The 17,319-nt window shown below is 50.0% G+C and carries 15 protein-coding genes; 11 read left to right on the top strand and 4 right to left on the bottom strand.

Features of this window, described 5'->3' with window-relative positions; genetic code table 11:
- The first annotated feature begins 1 nt into the window (after position 1).
- From FC96_RS09660 to FC96_RS09645, 4 genes are all read left to right on the top strand, one after another.
- Entirely contained in the window at positions 2–1,252 is a 1,251-nt protein-coding gene (locus tag FC96_RS09660; RefSeq protein WP_162253153.1) for a glycosyltransferase family 2 protein, read from the top strand.
- Positions 1,252–2,802: a glycosyltransferase family 39 protein gene (locus FC96_RS09655; RefSeq protein ID WP_056942850.1), complete on the top strand. Its 1,551-nt coding sequence runs from the start codon at positions 1,252–1,254 to the stop codon at positions 2,800–2,802. Before FC96_RS09660 ends, FC96_RS09655 begins: the two co-directional genes overlap by 1 nt.
- Positions 2,803–2,991: 189 nt before the next feature.
- Positions 2,992–4,914, top strand: a complete 1,923-nt coding sequence (locus tag FC96_RS09650; RefSeq protein ID WP_082593541.1) for an acyltransferase family protein — start codon at positions 2,992–2,994, stop codon at positions 4,912–4,914.
- 396 nt (positions 4,915–5,310) lie between these two features.
- On the top strand, positions 5,311–5,709 hold the full coding sequence (locus FC96_RS09645; RefSeq protein WP_056942849.1) for a hypothetical protein: 399 nt from the start codon (positions 5,311–5,313) through the stop codon (positions 5,707–5,709).
- A 566-nt stretch (positions 5,710–6,275) separates the two neighbouring features.
- Here the strand turns inward: FC96_RS09645 and FC96_RS09640 are convergent.
- From FC96_RS09640 to FC96_RS09630, 3 genes are all read right to left on the bottom strand, one after another.
- Positions 6,276–6,872 (bottom strand): NADPH-dependent FMN reductase, encoded by a 597-nt coding sequence (locus tag FC96_RS09640; protein WP_054661080.1) that lies wholly within the window; start codon positions 6,870–6,872, stop codon positions 6,276–6,278.
- An 84-nt stretch (positions 6,873–6,956) separates the two neighbouring features.
- On the bottom strand, positions 6,957–7,214 hold the full coding sequence (locus tag FC96_RS09635) for a hypothetical protein (RefSeq protein ID WP_056942848.1): 258 nt from the start codon (positions 7,212–7,214) through the stop codon (positions 6,957–6,959).
- The gene (locus FC96_RS09630) at positions 7,207–7,431 is read right to left on the bottom strand and encodes a hypothetical protein (RefSeq protein ID WP_054661076.1); all 225 of its coding nucleotides are present in this window, start codon (positions 7,429–7,431) and stop codon (positions 7,207–7,209) included. Before FC96_RS09630 ends, FC96_RS09635 begins: the two co-directional genes overlap by 8 nt.
- Before the next feature lie 239 nt (positions 7,432–7,670).
- Between FC96_RS09630 and FC96_RS09625 the strand changes: the two genes are divergently transcribed.
- From FC96_RS09625 to FC96_RS09600, 6 genes are all read left to right on the top strand, one after another.
- Positions 7,671–8,288 carry a hydrolase gene (locus FC96_RS09625; RefSeq protein ID WP_054661074.1) on the top strand — a complete coding sequence of 206 codons (618 nt, stop codon included), beginning with the start codon at positions 7,671–7,673 and terminating at the stop codon, positions 8,286–8,288.
- A 12-nt stretch (positions 8,289–8,300) separates the two neighbouring features.
- A complete protein-coding gene (locus tag FC96_RS09620; protein WP_054661072.1) occupies positions 8,301–9,095 on the top strand; it encodes an alpha/beta hydrolase in 795 nt (264 codons plus the stop codon).
- 18 nt (positions 9,096–9,113) lie between these two features.
- Positions 9,114–9,461 (top strand): hypothetical protein, encoded by a 348-nt coding sequence (locus FC96_RS09615; protein ID WP_054661070.1) that lies wholly within the window; start codon positions 9,114–9,116, stop codon positions 9,459–9,461.
- 500 nt (positions 9,462–9,961) lie between these two features.
- Positions 9,962–10,654 (top strand): Ig-like domain-containing protein, encoded by a 693-nt coding sequence (locus FC96_RS09610; protein ID WP_054661068.1) that lies wholly within the window; start codon positions 9,962–9,964, stop codon positions 10,652–10,654.
- A 64-nt stretch (positions 10,655–10,718) separates the two neighbouring features.
- Positions 10,719–11,267: a TetR/AcrR family transcriptional regulator gene (locus tag FC96_RS09605; RefSeq protein WP_054661066.1), complete on the top strand. Its 549-nt coding sequence runs from the start codon at positions 10,719–10,721 to the stop codon at positions 11,265–11,267.
- A gap of 151 nt (positions 11,268–11,418) precedes the next feature.
- On the top strand, positions 11,419–13,308 hold the full coding sequence (locus FC96_RS09600; RefSeq protein ID WP_056942847.1) for a S53 family peptidase: 1,890 nt from the start codon (positions 11,419–11,421) through the stop codon (positions 13,306–13,308).
- Positions 13,309–13,358: 50 nt separating this feature from the next.
- Here the strand turns inward: FC96_RS09600 and FC96_RS09595 are convergent, their stop codons facing one another.
- Positions 13,359–14,891, bottom strand: a complete 1,533-nt coding sequence (locus FC96_RS09595; protein WP_056942846.1) for a DUF5776 domain-containing protein — start codon at positions 14,889–14,891, stop codon at positions 13,359–13,361.
- A gap of 203 nt (positions 14,892–15,094) precedes the next feature.
- On the opposite strand from FC96_RS09595, the gene FC96_RS09590 reads away from it, so the two are divergent.
- Positions 15,095–16,921 (top strand): FAD-dependent oxidoreductase, encoded by a 1,827-nt coding sequence (locus FC96_RS09590; protein ID WP_056942845.1) that lies wholly within the window; start codon positions 15,095–15,097, stop codon positions 16,919–16,921.
- The last annotated feature ends 398 nt before the right edge of the window (positions 16,922–17,319 follow it).

Genomic DNA, 17,319 nt, shown 5'->3' with positions numbered 1-17,319 from the left:
AATGTTGATCTTTTTGGTTATGAATTTATTGATCGCACTGGGATTTGGCGGCTGGAATTTGTATCTCGCCATTCGGCGACCAATGGGGATGTTACACTATTTACCGGAGCAGGTACGATCGTTTAACAAAATGGTTATCCTAGTACCGGCGATGAATGAAGAAGAAACGATTGCTGATACGGTCACGCGCTTGCTGCAAATTGCGCAAGACGTTCAGAACACTTTTGATTTACGAATTATGGTTATCGACGACGCCTCCAGTGATGGCACCGTTGAGGCGTTGTCGGCGTTGGGACGCCACGCGCACTTGACGCTTTTGAAGCGACAGCTACCTAACGCCCAAACCGGGAAAGGCGACGCGTTGAATGCGGCCCTGGATTGGCTTGGTCAGCATCATATGGTGTCGGATAAAACGATCATTGGGGTGATCGATAGCGACAGTACACCGGAGACCGCTTTTTTTAATAAGGTTCACTGGGCGTTTAACCATTCCCATTATGATCTAGTTCAGACCGGCGTGAGCATTAACAACGCCCACACGTTTTTAGGCCTGATGCAAGAGTTTGAATTTAACGTTGCCAACAAGTTGGTTCAGGTTATGCGGATGGACTGGGGGTCAGCACTGGCTAGCGGAAACGGTCAGTTTATGACGCTTGAAATGGCTCGTAGCATTCGCTGGAGCGATGCCTTGTTAGACGATTTAGAGTTTTCACTGAAGGGCCTATTGAAAGGGTATTACGGCGGTTTTTTACCGTACAATCCGGTGCCCCAACAGGCGACGTCTGTATACCGGGCATTATTGCGGCAACGAACGCGTTGGTGTCAAGGCGGGATGCAGTGCCTATTTAAGTACGGGCGTCAGATTGCTAAGTCCCCCCGAATTGCGGGCCGGTTAAAGGTCGATATCTGGGCGTTTATGTTGCTGCCGTTTATTGGCTTATTTATCTTACCGACTTCGGTGAGCGCCATTTTAACGTACGGCTGGTTAATGGTGGGGAATTTCGGCTTTCAGACGGCCATTATGGTGGTCATCGTGGTGGCTAATTTAGGGTTAAATTTACTGCTGTTGCGCGCTGCTAAGATGGCGGCCGTGTACCGTCAGCGGGGCCAGATTGTTAAGATGCTGGTGGGCAATCTCATCTACATCTGGCTCCTTGCACCAGTGCCGTACATGGCCTTGTACCGGTTGTTGACCGGCCAAAACGGCTGGGCCAAGACAACCCATGCCCAGTTGAGTGGTGGTGAGAGCTAATGGTGCAGACGGTTCAACGCAGTGTTCAGATCGCCGTTGCTGGGATTACCGTTCTAGTAGTGGGCTGGCTGCTTGTTGCGACTTGGCAGGTCAATTTGCCGTACCGCAACCAGCAGGCATTACCTTTTGCACTCTGGTTAGTTGGGATATTGGCAATTCTTGGGGGTCTCGGAATCTATTGGCTGAGTCGCCGGTTCACGGGTTGGTATCTTTTAACGTTAGTACTAGCCAGTTTACCGAAGTTAGGCCTGATTTTCCTGCTGCCTATTAAGCCCCAGTCGGATATGTGGAGTTATAATTTTGAGGCTCAAATGCTGTTAGCCCGCTTTTCTTGGCAAGATCTATTCGATAAGCAATGGCTGGATTTCTCAGTCATTTCACCACACGTTTTTCACATCAGCAGTACGTTTCACTGGATTTACTGGTTAACGTTTAGCCACTATCAAGTCATTCAATTGGTCAATATCGTATTGGTGGCGATTTGTAGCTGGTTGATTTTTGTGTTGCTCAGACGGATAGTATCACGGACTGCGGGCCTCATTGGAGGGCTAATTTTCTTCTTTATTCCGTCCAATTACGTTTATTCGTGTCTGATGGGCGCCGAGTATTTTCAACTAACGGCGTTCCTACTTGCATTGTTAGGACTTTATCGATTGATAACCAGTGACCATGGTCGGTTCTGGCGCGCCGCACTTGGGCTCATTGTGTGCTTGTTGCTCGTGAATTTCTACCGACCCAACGGCGTGGTCATTCTCATGGCTATCGGCTTGTGGTTGGTCTTTCGAATTGGAGGTAATCAGGCTGGGTGGCGAAAGCGCCTGTTAATGGTAGCACTCATTGCGGGTCCTGTGCTTTTAGTGGATCAACAAAGTACCAACCTGGATAAATTGGCGTACGGAATTCCGATTGCTGACCGGTCAGTGGAAACGGCCTATACGCTAGCGACGGGGTGGAACCGGAATTCTAGCGGGATGTACAACTACGACCTCGTGAATCGAATTGAGGAAATTAACCGTTCGGACCAGCCAGTCGCTCAGAAATTTACGACGATGCAAGACTATCTGACGGATAACTTTCACAAGAATTTTAGCACTACACTACATCGGGGGGAGTTGCTGACCTTCCTTCATACGAAGCTGAAAATTCTGGTTAACGGTAATTTTGGCTTTAATTTCTTCTTTGTCGAGAATCAGGCGCAATTGAATCGATATCATGTGAATCGGGACCAGTGGCGCTCGCCCGTCACGGCCTTTACAACGGCTTTTCAACTGGTGCTGTTTACGGTATTATTGGGGACAAGTCTGGTCGGGTTATTGATGGCGTGGTCCCGGTACCGTGATAACCGGGTGCAAAATGGCTTTTTGCTGATGAACCTACTGCTTGACGGGTTAGTCCTTTCCAGTCTCTTAGTGGAGGTGCAACCGCGTTATCAGATTATTTGGTACGTGCCGATGGCGCTATTGGCCGGTGCTGGCATTGCGTACGCGTGTGCCGCATGGTCACTTTACCGACCGCACGTCTTGAAATGGGCGGGATTGCCTGAATTTTAACGGCAGTGATGAACAACATGACCCTTTCAGACGGTTCTGGCGAACGTTGTTAAATCGGTTATTTTACGAAAAAAATTAAGACCAATCTGTTGAAATGCACTGGCCGTCCTCTATAATGGGTTAGTATGGACTGTTATGGTGCGGTATTCGCCAGACAGAATAAATTGATAAAGATATGGAGAATTGAGCGTGCAACGGAGTGGGGAGAAGCGACTGAGAAACAGTCGCTACATAACAGGTTTTGATGGCATAAGAACAATTGCAGTGCTTGGGGTAATTATTTACCACTTACTTCCTTATAATCTTCAGGGGGGATACTTGGGAGTTCCGATTTTCTTCGTAGTTTCCGGGTACTTAATTACGGATTTACTACTCCAAGAGTATGAGCAAAATGGTCGAATTGATATTTTAGGTTTTTATGAACGCCGAATGAAGCGACTTTACCCGGCGTTGGTCACAATGGTGTTAGCAACGGCGGCCTACATCACGCTGTTTGAACGATCACTATTCGTGAACCTAAAGTCCATCATTTGGACGAACATGTTATACGTCTACAACTGGTGGGAAATCGGCCACGGGTCGTCATACTTTGATCGGTTTAACGGGGAGTCCCCTTTTACTCATTTGTGGTCGTTATCAATTGAAGGGCAGTACTACGCCTTTTGGCCCGTTATTCTAGTCCTGTTACTCATGATTTTTAAACAACGCAAGACATTTTTCTACTTGTTGTTCGGTCTGGCCGCAGCATCCGCAGCATGGATGGCGTTTTTATTTAAGTCTGTAGACGACACAAACCGAGTGTATTACGGGACGGATACGCGGATGTTTGCGATTCTGCTTGGCGTTGGTCTCGCGTTTGCCTGGCCGGCAACAAAGCTTCGCAGTGATATTGAGGACGGGCCGCGACGGATGCTGAACGGGGTGGGGCTGGTCTCACTCTTAGCGGTCGTGATCATGTTCTTTACGATGTCAGGACAGAGTACGTTCACCTACCATGGTGGCATGTTCCTGTTTACGGTGGTTTCCACCGTATTAGTGGCAACTGTGGCCCATCCAGCGGGCATTATGAACAAGATTTTCAGCAACCCGGTATTTGACTGGGTCGGGAAACGCAGTTACGGGATTTACCTGTACCAATTTCCAGTGATGATTTTCTTCGAAGCCAAGGTGACCAACGCAGCGGATCATCCTGTTTTATATCCGTTGATTGAAGCCGCCATTATTTTACTGATTAGTGACTTGTCATACCGTTACTTAGAACGGCCACTACGGCGATACCACTACTCAGAATTACCAGGAGCCATCCGTGATGCTTTCAGCCGGAATTCTCGGTTTGGATGGAAACGGCTTGTGGCAATTCCGGCAGTTCTGGTGATTGTGATTGCTCTGTATGGGGCCGCAACGGCACCGAACAAGTTGCCGGCACAAGCAACGGCGCTTCAAAACCACATTGAGAAAAACCAGAAACAAGCAGATAAGCAAAATGCGCAAGCCCTTAAGAAACAAAAGGCCGCCGAGAAACGGCTAAAGCAAGAAAAAGACCAAAAGGACGCCGTTAAAAAGGCGAAGTTAACGCGCCGTGAGCGGTTTGTGATGCGGTCATATGGGCTAACTAAAGCGCAGGTTGTACTTGCCCGTGATACGCCAGTTACTGCGATTGGCGACTCGGTGATGGTTGATGTTTCAACTGATCTCCAACAGGTCTTTCCAAACGCCTACGTGTCCGCTCAAGTCGGTCGTCAAATCTGGCAAGCGCCGGATGTGATTAAGCAGTTAATCGCAAAGGGCGCCCTTGCCAATACAGTCTTGATTAACCTTGGGACGAACAGTCCGATGACTAATCAACAGATCAACGACGTGATGAAGTTGATTGGCAAGAAACGGCAAGTATTTTGGATTAACACCCATGTGCCAACCCGGAATTGGGAATCACAGGTGAATGCAACCATCAACCGCGCCGCTAAGCGGTACAAGAATCTGACGGTTGTTGACTGGCATGGTTTGAGCCAAAACAGCCCGTCGTGGTTCTACGGTGATCACGTTCACCCGAATCCGACTGGGAACAAGCAGTTTGCTAAACTCGTGGCACAGGCGGTTTTAAAAGCCGACTAAGTCGATGATTTAAGGCGTTACCGGATTTTCGGTAACGCCTTTTTTATACGGTGAAAATAAAAATGCAGATTTCCCCAACCGACTTGGAGGGGATGTTACCATAGCAATGCGTCAAAGTAACTCAGCTACTGGGTGATGCCCGTGGTGCCAACGATCGGGGAAGGTTGGTTGGACCATGGTTCGGCATCGCCGCTAGTTAACGGGGAGTTGCTGAATGATAGGACTACGGCGCAACTGGGCCTTGCCAATACGGTGAGGCCTTTTGACGTTGTACACACTTTCTGGTGTTTTGTGGTTGGCGCTCGCTCAAATTGCGGGGTAGACTGAAATTAGGCAGTGGCTTACTGATAACTTGGGGTGACAAACGATTATTCTCAAATATTGGAGTTGATCGGTATGATTAAGAAAACATTGGGCTGGCTAGCATTAGGGGCCGCCCTAGGATTCGGGGGATTAGCCGCTAATCAAACGGCCTCCGCCGCAACGTGGCACGCTGGGACCCCGAGCCTAATTCGACACCAAACGATGCAGTTTAAGGAAGACGGCGGTGTTGACACCATCACCGCCACGGCAAACACGATCACGTACAAAACGCCTTATCGCCGGTTGTATTCAACCCATGCAAAGTTCGCGGTTAGCGGTCAGACGACCGTGGTGAAGTGCAAATCGGGTGGCTATACCCGATACTTTAAGTTCAAAAAAGTTGGCACCACTACGTACAATTTTCAATTTGGCGAGTGGTACCTCAATGGTCGGGTTTATTATGATAACGCGAACCCGTTTACGGTGGTCTAGTTGACCATTCTGAAAACTGTGATGCCATGATAAAGGGCTGGCTCATTAGAATCTTTGGATTCCGGTGAGCCAGCCTTTTTGCCTTTTATTAATAACGGATCTCGGCGAATGTAAACGGTTGATATTTTTGATTCGAGGTATTAGAGTACAGACGTGAAAATCAGATGACGGAATGGGGTTGGTCGTAATTGGAAGGAATCCTGACAGTTTTTACGGTGTTATTTCTGACATTAATTATGGTCTCTTTCCTGTGGCCGACTGTTTTTAATATGACTTGGCAAAAGGTTTTCTGGATAATTCTTGGTGGTGGCATAGCTATTGCAATCGCCGGGATCTATCAATTTTTTCGTCACGAAAAGTGATAGCTGCTTTTAACCGGTCCTTCTAACAGTGCTCACCTTTAAACTTGAGCGCCGCTATGGGGGACCTTTTTAATTTAATCCCCGGTCTCAAAGACGCCTCCGCAAGCAATTAACGCTCGTTTTTCGTGCGGGACAAAAAAAGCGGTGACGCCGGCCGTTAGTTGGTCGGGTCACCGCTACGCATTATAATCGCTTCTGGGTTAATTAATGATTAATCGGTTCGTAAGGGTGGTCCTTAAGCAGTTGGCTATAAAACGTAATATCGTGCGTGGCTTCGGCTAAGCGGTTCGCAAAGTGGGCGCTGTTGGGGTGGTCCTTTAAGGTCCCGTCAGCGGCAAAGTTGTCACCAGCGTTCCACAGTAGCACGGGCGTCGGCAGGACAATCATCTGGAGCATCTGTAAAATACCCACCATGTTTGCTGCGGCTAACATCCCACCATCACTGTAAGAAGAATAGGTGACGATCTGAACGGGCTTGTGGTCGGTTTCGGGACCCACGTAGTCGAGGGCGTTTTTAAAAGCCCCGGTTAAGGCGTGGTCGTATTCTGGCGACACGAAGACGAAACCATCCATTTTAGCCAGCGTTTCAAGCCAGCGGGATTCGTTTTCCTGCAAGTCTTGGATGCGTTGGCTCAGGGGCGTTTCGTCGTGGTGGTAGGGTGCAAGGGGAAAGTCCCGTAATTTGAGCCAGTGGTACGTCACATCAGCCGTATTGGGTGTCTGTTTTTGCCAGTAGTCTAAGATGGTTTCGCCCAGCGAACCGGCTCGGATCGAACCAAGTATAATTCCGATATTTAACATTTTAAAGCCTTCTTTATATATTAATGGAATAACATTTTAAGTATATCAGGCGTGTCAAATCGGGGCTCGACCGGCTTGGTCACCTTAAAATAACTCTAGCCGTGGCTGAACCAGCGCTTTTTGGACGACAAACTGGTGATGTTCGTTGATGTGGCCGTATAGCGCAATCTTATCACCTGGGTGGCCCTCGTACAAAAAGTTGAGGGCGTGTCGGGTCATGAAACAGTTCAGGACTTGCTCGTTGTATTGCACCTTAAACACGATGGCGGGTGGATCGTTGCGCACTAGCTTGGGCTCGTTGACGAGGGTCCCGTTCAAGCCGTAGTTATCAATGTTATTCATAGTCGCTGACCTCGTTGAAGACCGACCCTGCCCGGACAACCCGTGAAAGGGGGAGTCTGAGTTCACCGTGGGTCGTCGTCGCCAGGGTGAGTTGATCGTCGCGACACCCGGTGGCATACCCGTAGTAGGTCACAGGTAGTTGATCGGGCAGTTCGAGTTGAACCTTCAATAATTCGCCGTACTTCATCGCTTCTTCGATGCTTGCTTGAACCGTCATTGGCAATCCCTCCAACTGAATTAATAAGTTAAACTCATTATACGAACAAATGTTCGATTATTCAAGAAGAAAATTTAGATTCCTTGTGAACCGCGATTAAATCACGATTGTGAGAGGGGTGACGGTTCTGATGATTGAGCTGGTGAGCAGTCAAAGCCAAAATTGAGCAAGCTAAACGCTTTCAATGCCTTAAGGACGCCCTTATACTACAGTTACAATCTAGAAAGGATGTGTTACTTATGACTAGTTTAGCACCTCGTGATCCGCAAAAGGATGAATTACTGAGCCCGGATAACAGCGCTTTTTTATTGATCGATTACCAACCAACGCAAATCGACTCAATCAATTCAATGGACCGGTTCCAGCTGATTCAAAACATTTCGGCCGTGACGAAACTCATGCAGGCCTACAAGGTTCCCATCGTCTTATCGACCGTTAACGTCGCAACCGGTCGTAACAAGGAAACGGTGCCGCAACTTAAGAATCTGTTACCAGACCAGAAGAGCTATGACCGGACGTCCATTAATGCCTGGGAAGATAAAGAATTTAACGATGCCGTTAAAGCCTTGAAACGGCCAAACTTAATCATTGCGGCCCTTTGGACGGAAGCTTGTCTGACGTTTCCAACGCTTGACGCAATTGGTGAAGGCTACAATGTCTATCCCGTTGTTGATGCGGTGGGTGGCACGAGTGTGACGGCTCATAAGACGGCCTTACGGCGGGTTGAACAAGCCGGCGCCCACCTGACGACGTTTGCTCAATTGGCCTGCGAATTCCAGCGTGATTGGAACCGGATTGACACTGTCCCAGCCTTTGTTAAGAGCTTGGTTGATACTGGGATTTTCCTCTCGTTATAAAGGAGACGTAAAATGACAGCAATAAAAAGTGAACTGGACGTTTTATACAACTCAGATGAGGGATTAAAGGCCGATGTGTACTACGATGCCGACCTTGAGGACTACGCTGGCGCCGTTATCGATATTCACGGTGGCGGCTGGTTTCGCGGGGATAAGGCTAAGGATGCGGATTGGGCGCAACGATTAGCTGGCGAGGGGTACTACGTGTTTGTGCCAAATTACCGGTACGCCCCAGCCGCCCATTTTCCGGCCCCGTTGAACGATATGGAGGCCCTGTACTACTGGCTCACAACGTCGGACTATCCGTTTGATCACGACCACATTGGCGTGGTGGGATCTTCAGCCGGGGGCAACATGGCGGTTGAAATGGGGATTCGGTACGGCTTACCAGTGGTCTCACTTTCCGGGATTTTAGACATCGACCACTGGTTGGCTGACCACCAAGACGTTGTCCCCCAAGAGGGCGATACGAGTCAGTTCAATAGCACCGCAAGCAGTGACATTAACCAGACAGGTGCCAATGATGCTTTTTATAAGTGGTTTGTGTTGAATTACTTTGATGATAAGACCACCGAGTTTGAATCGGGCACGCCTTACCACCGGGTTTCAGATAAAACTGGTCCCATGTACTTAGCGAACTCGATGAATGAATTTGTGCCAACCAGTGGTGTCTTTCAACTGGCCCAAACGTTGGTGGATCACGGTATTCCGGTGACAACGCGCTTCCTAACGGGGACCCGGCATGCGAAAGGGTATCTGGATGATGTTTACGACGAAACCGTCTTATTCTTACGGCAAACAATGTAACGGGGGAGGAATTCAGAAATGTTAGATGTTAAGGGTTCCATTGATAATTTAAGTACCACGGTGACGCGCCACTTTGCCCACATTAAGAACCAACACGAATTTATTCGGGCTTGGGCCGTGCAGTTCGAACTGGCCTACACGGATTTTCGGGTGATTGAAATGGCCCTGCAGTTAAGCGGTGACGCGCAGCATCCGCTGTTAGTAGAATTTGCGGCCGCCTATGACGCCGTGTACAAGTACGAGTACGCTTTTGCCGGCGGTGGCCTGGAGGGCTTCAACCAGCAGTTTGGCAATCAAATCGACGATTACGAAAAGGCCAAGGATCACTTGTTAGAGGTGATTGAAAAGGTGAAAGCCGTCGATTAATTGGAGAGGTTCACGAAATGAGGCAGGGAGCCTCATTTTTTTTGTGCAAAATGACCAATCAGGTTCATACCAGATTGAAAGTAGCGGGAAAAAGGCGGGTGAAATGTGACAGTGACGCTTAAATGCGAGTGGCCTGTCACGAACTTTTAGGTTGAGGTCCGCTCCTTAATCGCGGTGGCGCGCGGGTAGCGAGAAGAATCGACCCGCGGACAGGCCGGCAGAATTTGTCATAAACTTTAAGGCCCGCTTTAGCTGGCGTTAAGTTGTCATTAAGTTGGTCGCCGTATTCTAATAACATCAGCAAGGCAATCACTTGTTGATCAACGATCGAAAGGAGGCATGAGTCATGATTATCTTTAACGGTATTAAGGCGGGACTTTCCGCGGGTGCCAATACCGTTGCGAACATCTTCTCAGCCGACGCAAAGGTCATTCGTCAGGTTTTCCACTGAACTTAATTGGCCAACTAATAACTGATTTAACTTAAAGGAGAGATTACTTATGATGAAAAACATGTTAACTAAATTATCCGCTACTACTTTAACCTTAGCCACTCTTGGTGCCCCTGTGGTTGCCAACGCCGCTACAACACCGACTCACTCACAGTCTCAATCAACGACGAGCCGAACGATTAGTAAGACCGGGACGGCCACTCATACCCCAACGACGGCGCAACAGGGGACGACGGCTAAGGCCCCAACGGCAGCGAATACGAGTGTGACCACGCCAAAGCCAAATACCCAAGCGGTCACCGGTAAAGCACCTGCTGGGGCCAAGGTTACAATCAAGGATGCGCAGGGCCACGTTTTGGGCAGCACGACCGCTAACAGCCAAGGGACCTTTACCGCTAAATTAAACGATAAGCTCGACCCGCAACAAAAACTCCAGATTGCGGTGAAAAATGATGGTGTGACCAGAAAGTTGGCGCCAGTTGTTGCGGCGACTAAGCAGGCCACGACATTATCAGTCGACCGGGTCACGTCGAATTCGACTCGGGTTACTGGCCGAGCCACGGCCGGTGCAAAGGTGACGGTTCGAACTCAGAGCGGCCGAACTCTGGCTAGTGGTTACGCCACATCGAACGGCACGTTTAGCACAAAATTAACGCAAAAGGTGTCAACCGGCACCAAGTTAGACGTGACCGCGAGTCATTCCGGTTACACCACGGCCGTCCAAACGATGATGGTTCAATAGACCAGTGATCGTTATTGCCAAAGCCCCTTAGCAATAACCGCGGGCTTTGAAAGGACCGACTGATTTGGAACGGACCCTACGGACGTACCTAGCCATTATGACGGCGCTAGACCGATTCAGACGGGCCAACCAACCCTTTGACCGGCTGACCGTGGCCGGAGTCGCTCACGCCGCTGGTATTTCAAGGCAGACGATTTACCGACACTATAAAACGCTAACCACACCAATTTCGATTGCCTTACAGCAACGAATGCGTCAGTTTGAAGCGCGCACTGCCACGCCGTTTAAAAACTCTCAGCACTTTGTTGAGACGATTCTTGAGTTCTGGGTGCCGAACCGGGCTTTGTTAAAGCTGGTGGTGTGGGCCCAATTAGGGCCGCAGCTCGAAGCGGATGTTCGTAACTGGGTCGCGGGGCGACTAATCGGAACGGTGGCGCCATCTGAACGGCCGATTCTAGTCAACTACTACACCGAAGTGAGCCTCGGGCTGATTAAAGCCGGCCTTGCTGTCGGCGGACCGATTGCCCCTTTCATAGTCGAGCAAACACAGCTGTTTCAGCGGTTGACGGATAATGGGCGGGGTTTGATTAACCGGTCGTCGACCATCAATTAAACGTTCAATCAAAAACGTGATGCCGTTACTAGACATCACGTTTCTTTGTGTGACAATTTTCACGAGATGTTGCGATTGTTACGTGAAGCCTTTCGCCCAGGCAGTGGCTCTGTTAGACTAAACAGGAGGGTAGATGGTAGGAGGACATGATATGAAAATGGCTAGGAAACGGTTAGTTGCAGCACTAGCGGGTGCCGCGTTCGTCGCGGGTGTGCAACTCACAGTGGCGCCTCAGGCCGCCGAAGCAAAAGTAAAGGCAAAGTCGTCACAGTACGCGGTGTCAGTTGCTTTAAAACCAACCGACCAAGCGGGGATGGTTGACCAGGTTTACGCCACCGCCGATCCAACAAGTGACCAGTACCGCAAGTACTTAACGCCCAGAGACGTCGCCGATAAGTATGGCCGCTCCGGGAGTGACATCAATCAGTTTAAACGGTATTTTAAAAAATACCACGTTCAGGCTAATCCGTACGCGGGAAACTTGTTCTTAAAGGTCAAGGGATCATACGGCAACGTCAAGCGGGCCTTTCACGCCAAGCTGAGCAAGCACCGCACGGTTTACAAATTGCCTAGCGCGCTGAAACGCCAGGTGTCGTCGGTGATTGGGCTGGTCGGGACCCGCAAGGCGCTTTTGCAAGCTCAGGGGTTCAAACTCAAGACAAAGATTGATACTTCCGGGCAAACCCCGGCACTAACGGGTCAGAAGTCGACCTTTTCAGAAAAGTATGGTCCAGCCAAATTTGCGGATCAATACCAACTGGATAAGGTCTACGAGCGTCAGTTGACGGGGAAGGGCCAACGAATTGGCCTCGTCGCCGCCGCTGATTTTTATAAGTCAGACGTTCAAAAATACCTCAAACAAAATGGTCTGGCGACGGATGTCTCGCGGATTCATAAGATCTACCTGGGTTCCAAAAAGGCCAGTCAGTATACGATGTCGGTGGATGCGAGCATGCAGGCCGAGGTGACGCTGGATGTTGAACAGGCCGCCTCAGTCGCACCGGGTGCTGACGTTGACGTCTACATTTACCCGGAGGCTGACAAGGTCATGTCACCAGACATGTCGCTCCTGCATACTTTTAACGCCGCCATTAGCGATAATTTAGACAAACAACTTTCCACCAGCATCGCGATGGGTAACGAGGTCACGGGTCTGGGCAGCGACTTAAGTGAAACCAAGCAACAGTATAGCGCCGCTTATAACCAAGCCTTTGAACAAGCGGCATTGCAAGGCATCACGGTGTTCAACGCTAGCGGGGACAGTGGTCCATATAGTGCCGTGAGCGCAAAATTCAACCAAGATATGATGACGTCACCGTATGAAGTCTCGGTTGGGGGCACCACGTTGCCGTTTGAAAAGATTGAAAATGGCCATGTTGTCCACGTTAAAAAGGAACGCGCGTGGGGTAATATCTATAACATCAACCCACTAGCGAAGTTCCTGCGACAACCTTATCCAGCCGGTGGTGGCGGTTTTTCACGGTTGAATGCGACACCCCGCTATCAAGTCGGGGTGCCCGGGGTGAATACCTTTACCGCCATCAAGCATTTACAGTACAAGAAGAAGGGCGTCTTTAAACTGAGCCTCTTTGGTCATCGGTTTAAAATTCCACTGCCAGCCTACTTTAAGGTCATCAAAAATCCGCAACTCATTCACGGCACCGGCACGGGTCGGAACTTGCCGGATATCGCGGGCAATGCCGATCCAGACACCGGCTATGGGCTGTGCCTGACAGCGGCGCATAGTAAAAAGGAAAAGGGACAAACAGTCTGGCAGATTGCGGGTGGCACTAGCGCCACAGCACCGCAAATGGCAGCGGCCAGCGCTGTGATGAACAGCGGTTTGAGTCAGCCCGCGGGTTTCTGGAACCCCCAAATTTACAAGTACGCGCAAGCCTCTGATTCACCATTTACACCACTTAATGACACGTTTAACAACGATAATTTATACTATGCCGGGACGCCTGGAACGTTGTATAACCAAGCAACGGGGCTGGGTACCGTGAACTTTGACCAGCTGTATACGAAGTTTAAAGGGTAGTTAAAAAGGCCAACCAGTTTTTGAACTGATTGGCCTTTTTTGATGGCTGATTAATACCGTCCAGCAATAATCAACTTCTTGTTGGTGGATACATAGTCGCCGTTGCTGAGCTGGTAGCGAGTCGTTAAATGATGCCTTACTAGCTTAACCACCCGTAAGTGGGTGCCCTTCTTAAAGTGGGCCTTTTTCCCCGTCAGTGATTTTGTCCGATAAGCATTCAGACCATTTTTAGCCACAACGGTGATGACTTTGCCCTTAGCTAAGGTCCGGTAGTAGACGGGTTGCACAAAACTGGCTCTAGCGGTAATGTAGCCGGTCTTTCCCGCCGATTTCCAAGTGTGATTCACGTCTCGGACCTTGTAGCGCAAGCGGCCAGCAGAACTATAGCTGAAGCCGGTAACAACAAACATTGGACGATTGATCCGGCGTTGCTTATTGTAGTGAAGGCGTTTGGTCTTACTGGTAAACGTTGGGCTACTGTACAAGTTGATGGCTTTTACGGCGTACACGGCTTGGCCGCGGTATAACCCATTAACGGCTTCCGGTAGACCAGTTAAGCCACTGACTGGCGGTGCCGGATGCGTTGGGATTGGCACCATTGGAACGACCAGCTGTGGTAAGGAGACCTGGTTGCCGTTGATTTGGACGCCTCCCAGCCGTTGCCCGAGCTGCTGGGCTAGAGCGGTCTCGTCAACCATGTAGCCTTGGAGGCCAAACTGGGCGTTAACCTCATCAGTGAGCTTGTGGAACTGATCCGTGGTCAGGTTAGTCTTGCTGGCTTGGTTGTAAGCGTTGGTTGCATCGACCAGCGCGAGCTCGTGGTTCAGATACTGCGTCATCGTTTTGAGCCCTGACACCCAGTCAGCCTGAGCACCGTTCTGGTTAAGATAGTCGGTGTAGAGGTCCTGGAACGTTGCGTTGGTCAGCGTATTATCCATCGTTGTTAGCTGACCTGTTTTGTAGGTTTGGGCGGCGGCCCCGTCTTTAGCAATACCGACGGAAAATTGGCCGGTGACTTGCGTTGAATTTTTAGTTAAATGCAAGGTGAGCTTTGTTTCGACCTCACCATTTTCAGGTGTTTTGAACGTCGCTAGTTGCGCGAGCTGGGCGTTGAGACTGTCTTGGCTCAGATAGTAGCCATCAAAGCCCAGGCCTTCCCAGTTTCTTGTTGCAAGTTCTTTAAAAGCGTCAACCGTGAGCGCTGATTCACCTGGATTATTTGCATTGTAGAGATCGGTTGCCGTTTGTGCCGACGTTCGATTATTGACGTAATCAGAGATAGCGACTAACTGCTGGAGGGTCACCATGAGTCGATCGTCCGCTTGTTTAATTAAATCGAGATATGTTGTGCTCTGGAGGCCACTAGCCGGAATTTGGGGAACAGTCCCCGTTGCGCCATCCGATATTGGAATGGGGGTCTGATTGCCGGCTTGGGCATCGATTAAAAATTTAACCTGATACATAGACTCGGCAGCTTGAACCGTGTCCTTGGTACCGTTGATCGGTGGCGTTGAGGTGATGATGCCACCACCAATAAAAAGGGTCATCGCGAATAGGAGACTTAGTTTTAACGTCTTCTTCATAGAGGTTCCTCCTTGCCGTTATACACTGTCATAGTTTTGTCTTATATTCAGAATATCATGACGGTAAGGTCCAAGTCAGCTTTTCCGCTCAGTAAATATGGCCTCGGCGGCTTAATGATAAAAGCCACTGTCTGAACCGAACAAAGGTGATATGATAGAGTCAATGAAATTGTAAGCGGATACAACAATGGAGGGTGATTGTGATGACTGAAACGTATCAGGGTCAAGCAAAGGGGTTTCATGGGCCCATCAAAGCCAAGGTAGTGTTAGATGGCGATCGAATTGTTCAAGCTTCAGTAGATTATGAACCAGGGACGGTGGGCGGCTTAGGTCTCGACCGATTGGCTGACCGGGTGACTGAAGCCGGCAGCGTTGATGTGGACGCCATTGCTGGGGCCACGGTCAGTTCAATTGGCTTTTTGAACGCGGCGCAAAAAGCGGTTGCCGTTTCGAAAGGGGAGATGACGGCAGAACAGGCAACTGATCCGGCAACGCCAAGTCCCTTTCAAGCAGCCGATACCGTTGCGAGTGCGTCTATGAATACCAATACGGTTGTTCGCAATCCGTCTCCGGTTGTGAAGCCGATTGCCTACCACGATGGGTTTGACTTTGACGCCAGCTATGACATCGTGGTCGTTGGCTCAGGCGGTGCCGGCTTATCGGCCGCCGTTGAAGCTGCGCGCGCTGGTCTTTCGGTGTTCATTTCAGAAAAAGCGGGTGTTCCAGGTGGGACGACGAACTTTTCGGGTGGCGTCATGCAGGCGGCGGGGACAGATTATCAGAAGCAATTGACGGATAATCAGGATGATACCCCGGAAAAGCATGCGCGGATGTTGTTAGATGCCGGTTCAGATCTCGTTGACTCGGTATTGGTCAAAGACATTACCAAGCACGCGTCTGAAAATATTGACTGGCTGGCTGAGATGGGAATTAAATGGCAGTCGGTGTACGGCGCCAACCATTTGCCACTTGTTGAGGATCAGGACTTGGCCGATCGCATTCACGTCTATGATAACGGTAAGGGTGGCGGCGGTCAGATGGGCGATGGCATCGTGTTAACCCAAACGTTGTTAGCTGAAGCGCAAAAGGCGGGGGCTGTTTTAAGTCTGGATTCACCAACGGTGGCGCTTATTCAAGATACCCAAAAACGGCGAATTTACGGTGTTGCGGTAGACGTTGAAGGGACTCGGCAAAACATTGAAGCTACGCGCGGCGTAATATTGGCCACAGCGGGTATTGACCATAATCTGGAGCTTGCCAAAGCATTCAATCCGCAGCACTATGCAGATTTACAACGCCACGCGAACCGCTCAGCAAGTACGAATACCGGGGACGGTCTGTTCCTTGGAATGGCAAGCGATGCTGCCGTGACCGGAATGGGTGGCGTGATTGACTTAGAAGAAAAAACGGCCGTGGGTACGACTAATAAAGTGCCTGCGATGCCGATGATTTTTGTGAACGCGTTGGGTCAGCGGTTTGTCTGTGAAGATACGACTTACGGGTACTCATCACGAGCTGTTTTCCAACAGGAAGCGGCGTTGGGCAAACCCACCTATATGATCTTTGGTGAAGCAAATGCAAACGAGCCGGGCAGCCCATGGACGGCTGACCAGTTAGCAGCTGAGGTTGCAGCAGGCACATTGAGCAAAGCGGCGACACTAGCTGACCTGGCGGATAAAATTGGCCTCTCCGCTATCAACTTGGAAGCAACAGTGACTCGCTGGAATCAAGACGTGGCAAAGGGAACGGATGAGGCCTGGAACCGGAGAACCGGATTGAAGCCGATTGAAGGACCGTATTACGCCCACCGCAACCGACTGATGAACTTGGGTGCAATCGGCGGCCTGAGAATTAATCAGGACGGCCAGGTACTCGACACCCTAGGCTGGCCAATCAGAGGGTTGTACGCCGCAGGGTTAAATGCGGGCGGGTGGTTAGGCCCATTCTACCCAGGATCGGGCGTCGCAATTGCGGGCATCGTGCAGCAGGGCCGACGGGCGGCGCAGACGTTGATAAGGAAGAGAGTGTGAGCCAAGGCGATTAGACCGCGGAGTGTAAGCGGAATAGTCTGAAACTCCCGGGTTTGGAGTTTTTGGCTATTTCGGTTCCATAGTAGCAATCAGTGTCGCGGAGCACGTTTAAGGAAGAGAGTGTGACGGGACACGGGTTGATTGCGGAGTGGAAGCGAGAAACTCGGAAAATCCGGGGTTTGGATTTTGTGAGTTTTTCGGTTCCATAGTAGCAATCAGTGTCGCGGAGCACGTTTAAGGAAGAGAGTGTGACGGGACACGGGTTGATTGCGGAGTGGAAGCGGAATAGCCAGAAACTCCTGGGTTTGGAGTTTTTGGCTATTTCGGTTCCACAGTAGCAATCAGTGTCACGGAGCACGTTTAAAGTGTGAGCCCAAAAACAAGCTAATTTCTTGTAA

The sequence above is a fragment of the Secundilactobacillus kimchicus JCM 15530 genome, assembly GCF_001433995.1.
GTDB lineage: Bacteria > Bacillota > Bacilli > Lactobacillales > Lactobacillaceae > Secundilactobacillus > Secundilactobacillus kimchicus.
The sequence above is the reverse complement of the archived record's forward strand: the minus strand, read 5'-3'. Positions and strand labels throughout refer to the sequence as shown.

Bases quoted from the DNA above. Each gene is read 5' to 3' on its own strand.
- FC96_RS09590 (WP_056942845.1), top strand. From the start codon at position 15,095: ATGACTGAAACGTATCAGGGTCAAGCAAAGGGGTTTCATGGGCCCATC.
- FC96_RS09645 (WP_056942849.1), top strand. From the start codon at position 5,311: ATGATTAAGAAAACATTGGGCTGGCTAGCATTAGGGGCCGCCCTAGGA.
- FC96_RS09640 (WP_054661080.1), bottom strand. From the start codon at position 6,872: ATGTTAAATATCGGAATTATACTTGGTTCGATCCGAGCCGGTTCGCTG.
- FC96_RS09660 (WP_162253153.1), top strand. From the start codon at position 2: ATGTTGATCTTTTTGGTTATGAATTTATTGATCGCACTGGGATTTGGC.
- FC96_RS09625 (WP_054661074.1), top strand. From the start codon at position 7,671: ATGACTAGTTTAGCACCTCGTGATCCGCAAAAGGATGAATTACTGAGC.
- FC96_RS09655 (WP_056942850.1), top strand. From the start codon at position 1,252: ATGGTGCAGACGGTTCAACGCAGTGTTCAGATCGCCGTTGCTGGGATT.
- FC96_RS09620 (WP_054661072.1), top strand. From the start codon at position 8,301: ATGACAGCAATAAAAAGTGAACTGGACGTTTTATACAACTCAGATGAG.
- FC96_RS09635 (WP_056942848.1), bottom strand. From the start codon at position 7,214: ATGAATAACATTGATAACTACGGCTTGAACGGGACCCTCGTCAACGAG.
- FC96_RS09630 (WP_054661076.1), bottom strand. From the start codon at position 7,431: ATGACGGTTCAAGCAAGCATCGAAGAAGCGATGAAGTACGGCGAATTA.
- FC96_RS09600 (WP_056942847.1), top strand. From the start codon at position 11,419: ATGAAAATGGCTAGGAAACGGTTAGTTGCAGCACTAGCGGGTGCCGCG.
- FC96_RS09615 (WP_054661070.1), top strand. From the start codon at position 9,114: ATGTTAGATGTTAAGGGTTCCATTGATAATTTAAGTACCACGGTGACG.
- FC96_RS09595 (WP_056942846.1), bottom strand. From the start codon at position 14,891: ATGAAGAAGACGTTAAAACTAAGTCTCCTATTCGCGATGACCCTTTTT.
- FC96_RS09610 (WP_054661068.1), top strand. From the start codon at position 9,962: ATGATGAAAAACATGTTAACTAAATTATCCGCTACTACTTTAACCTTA.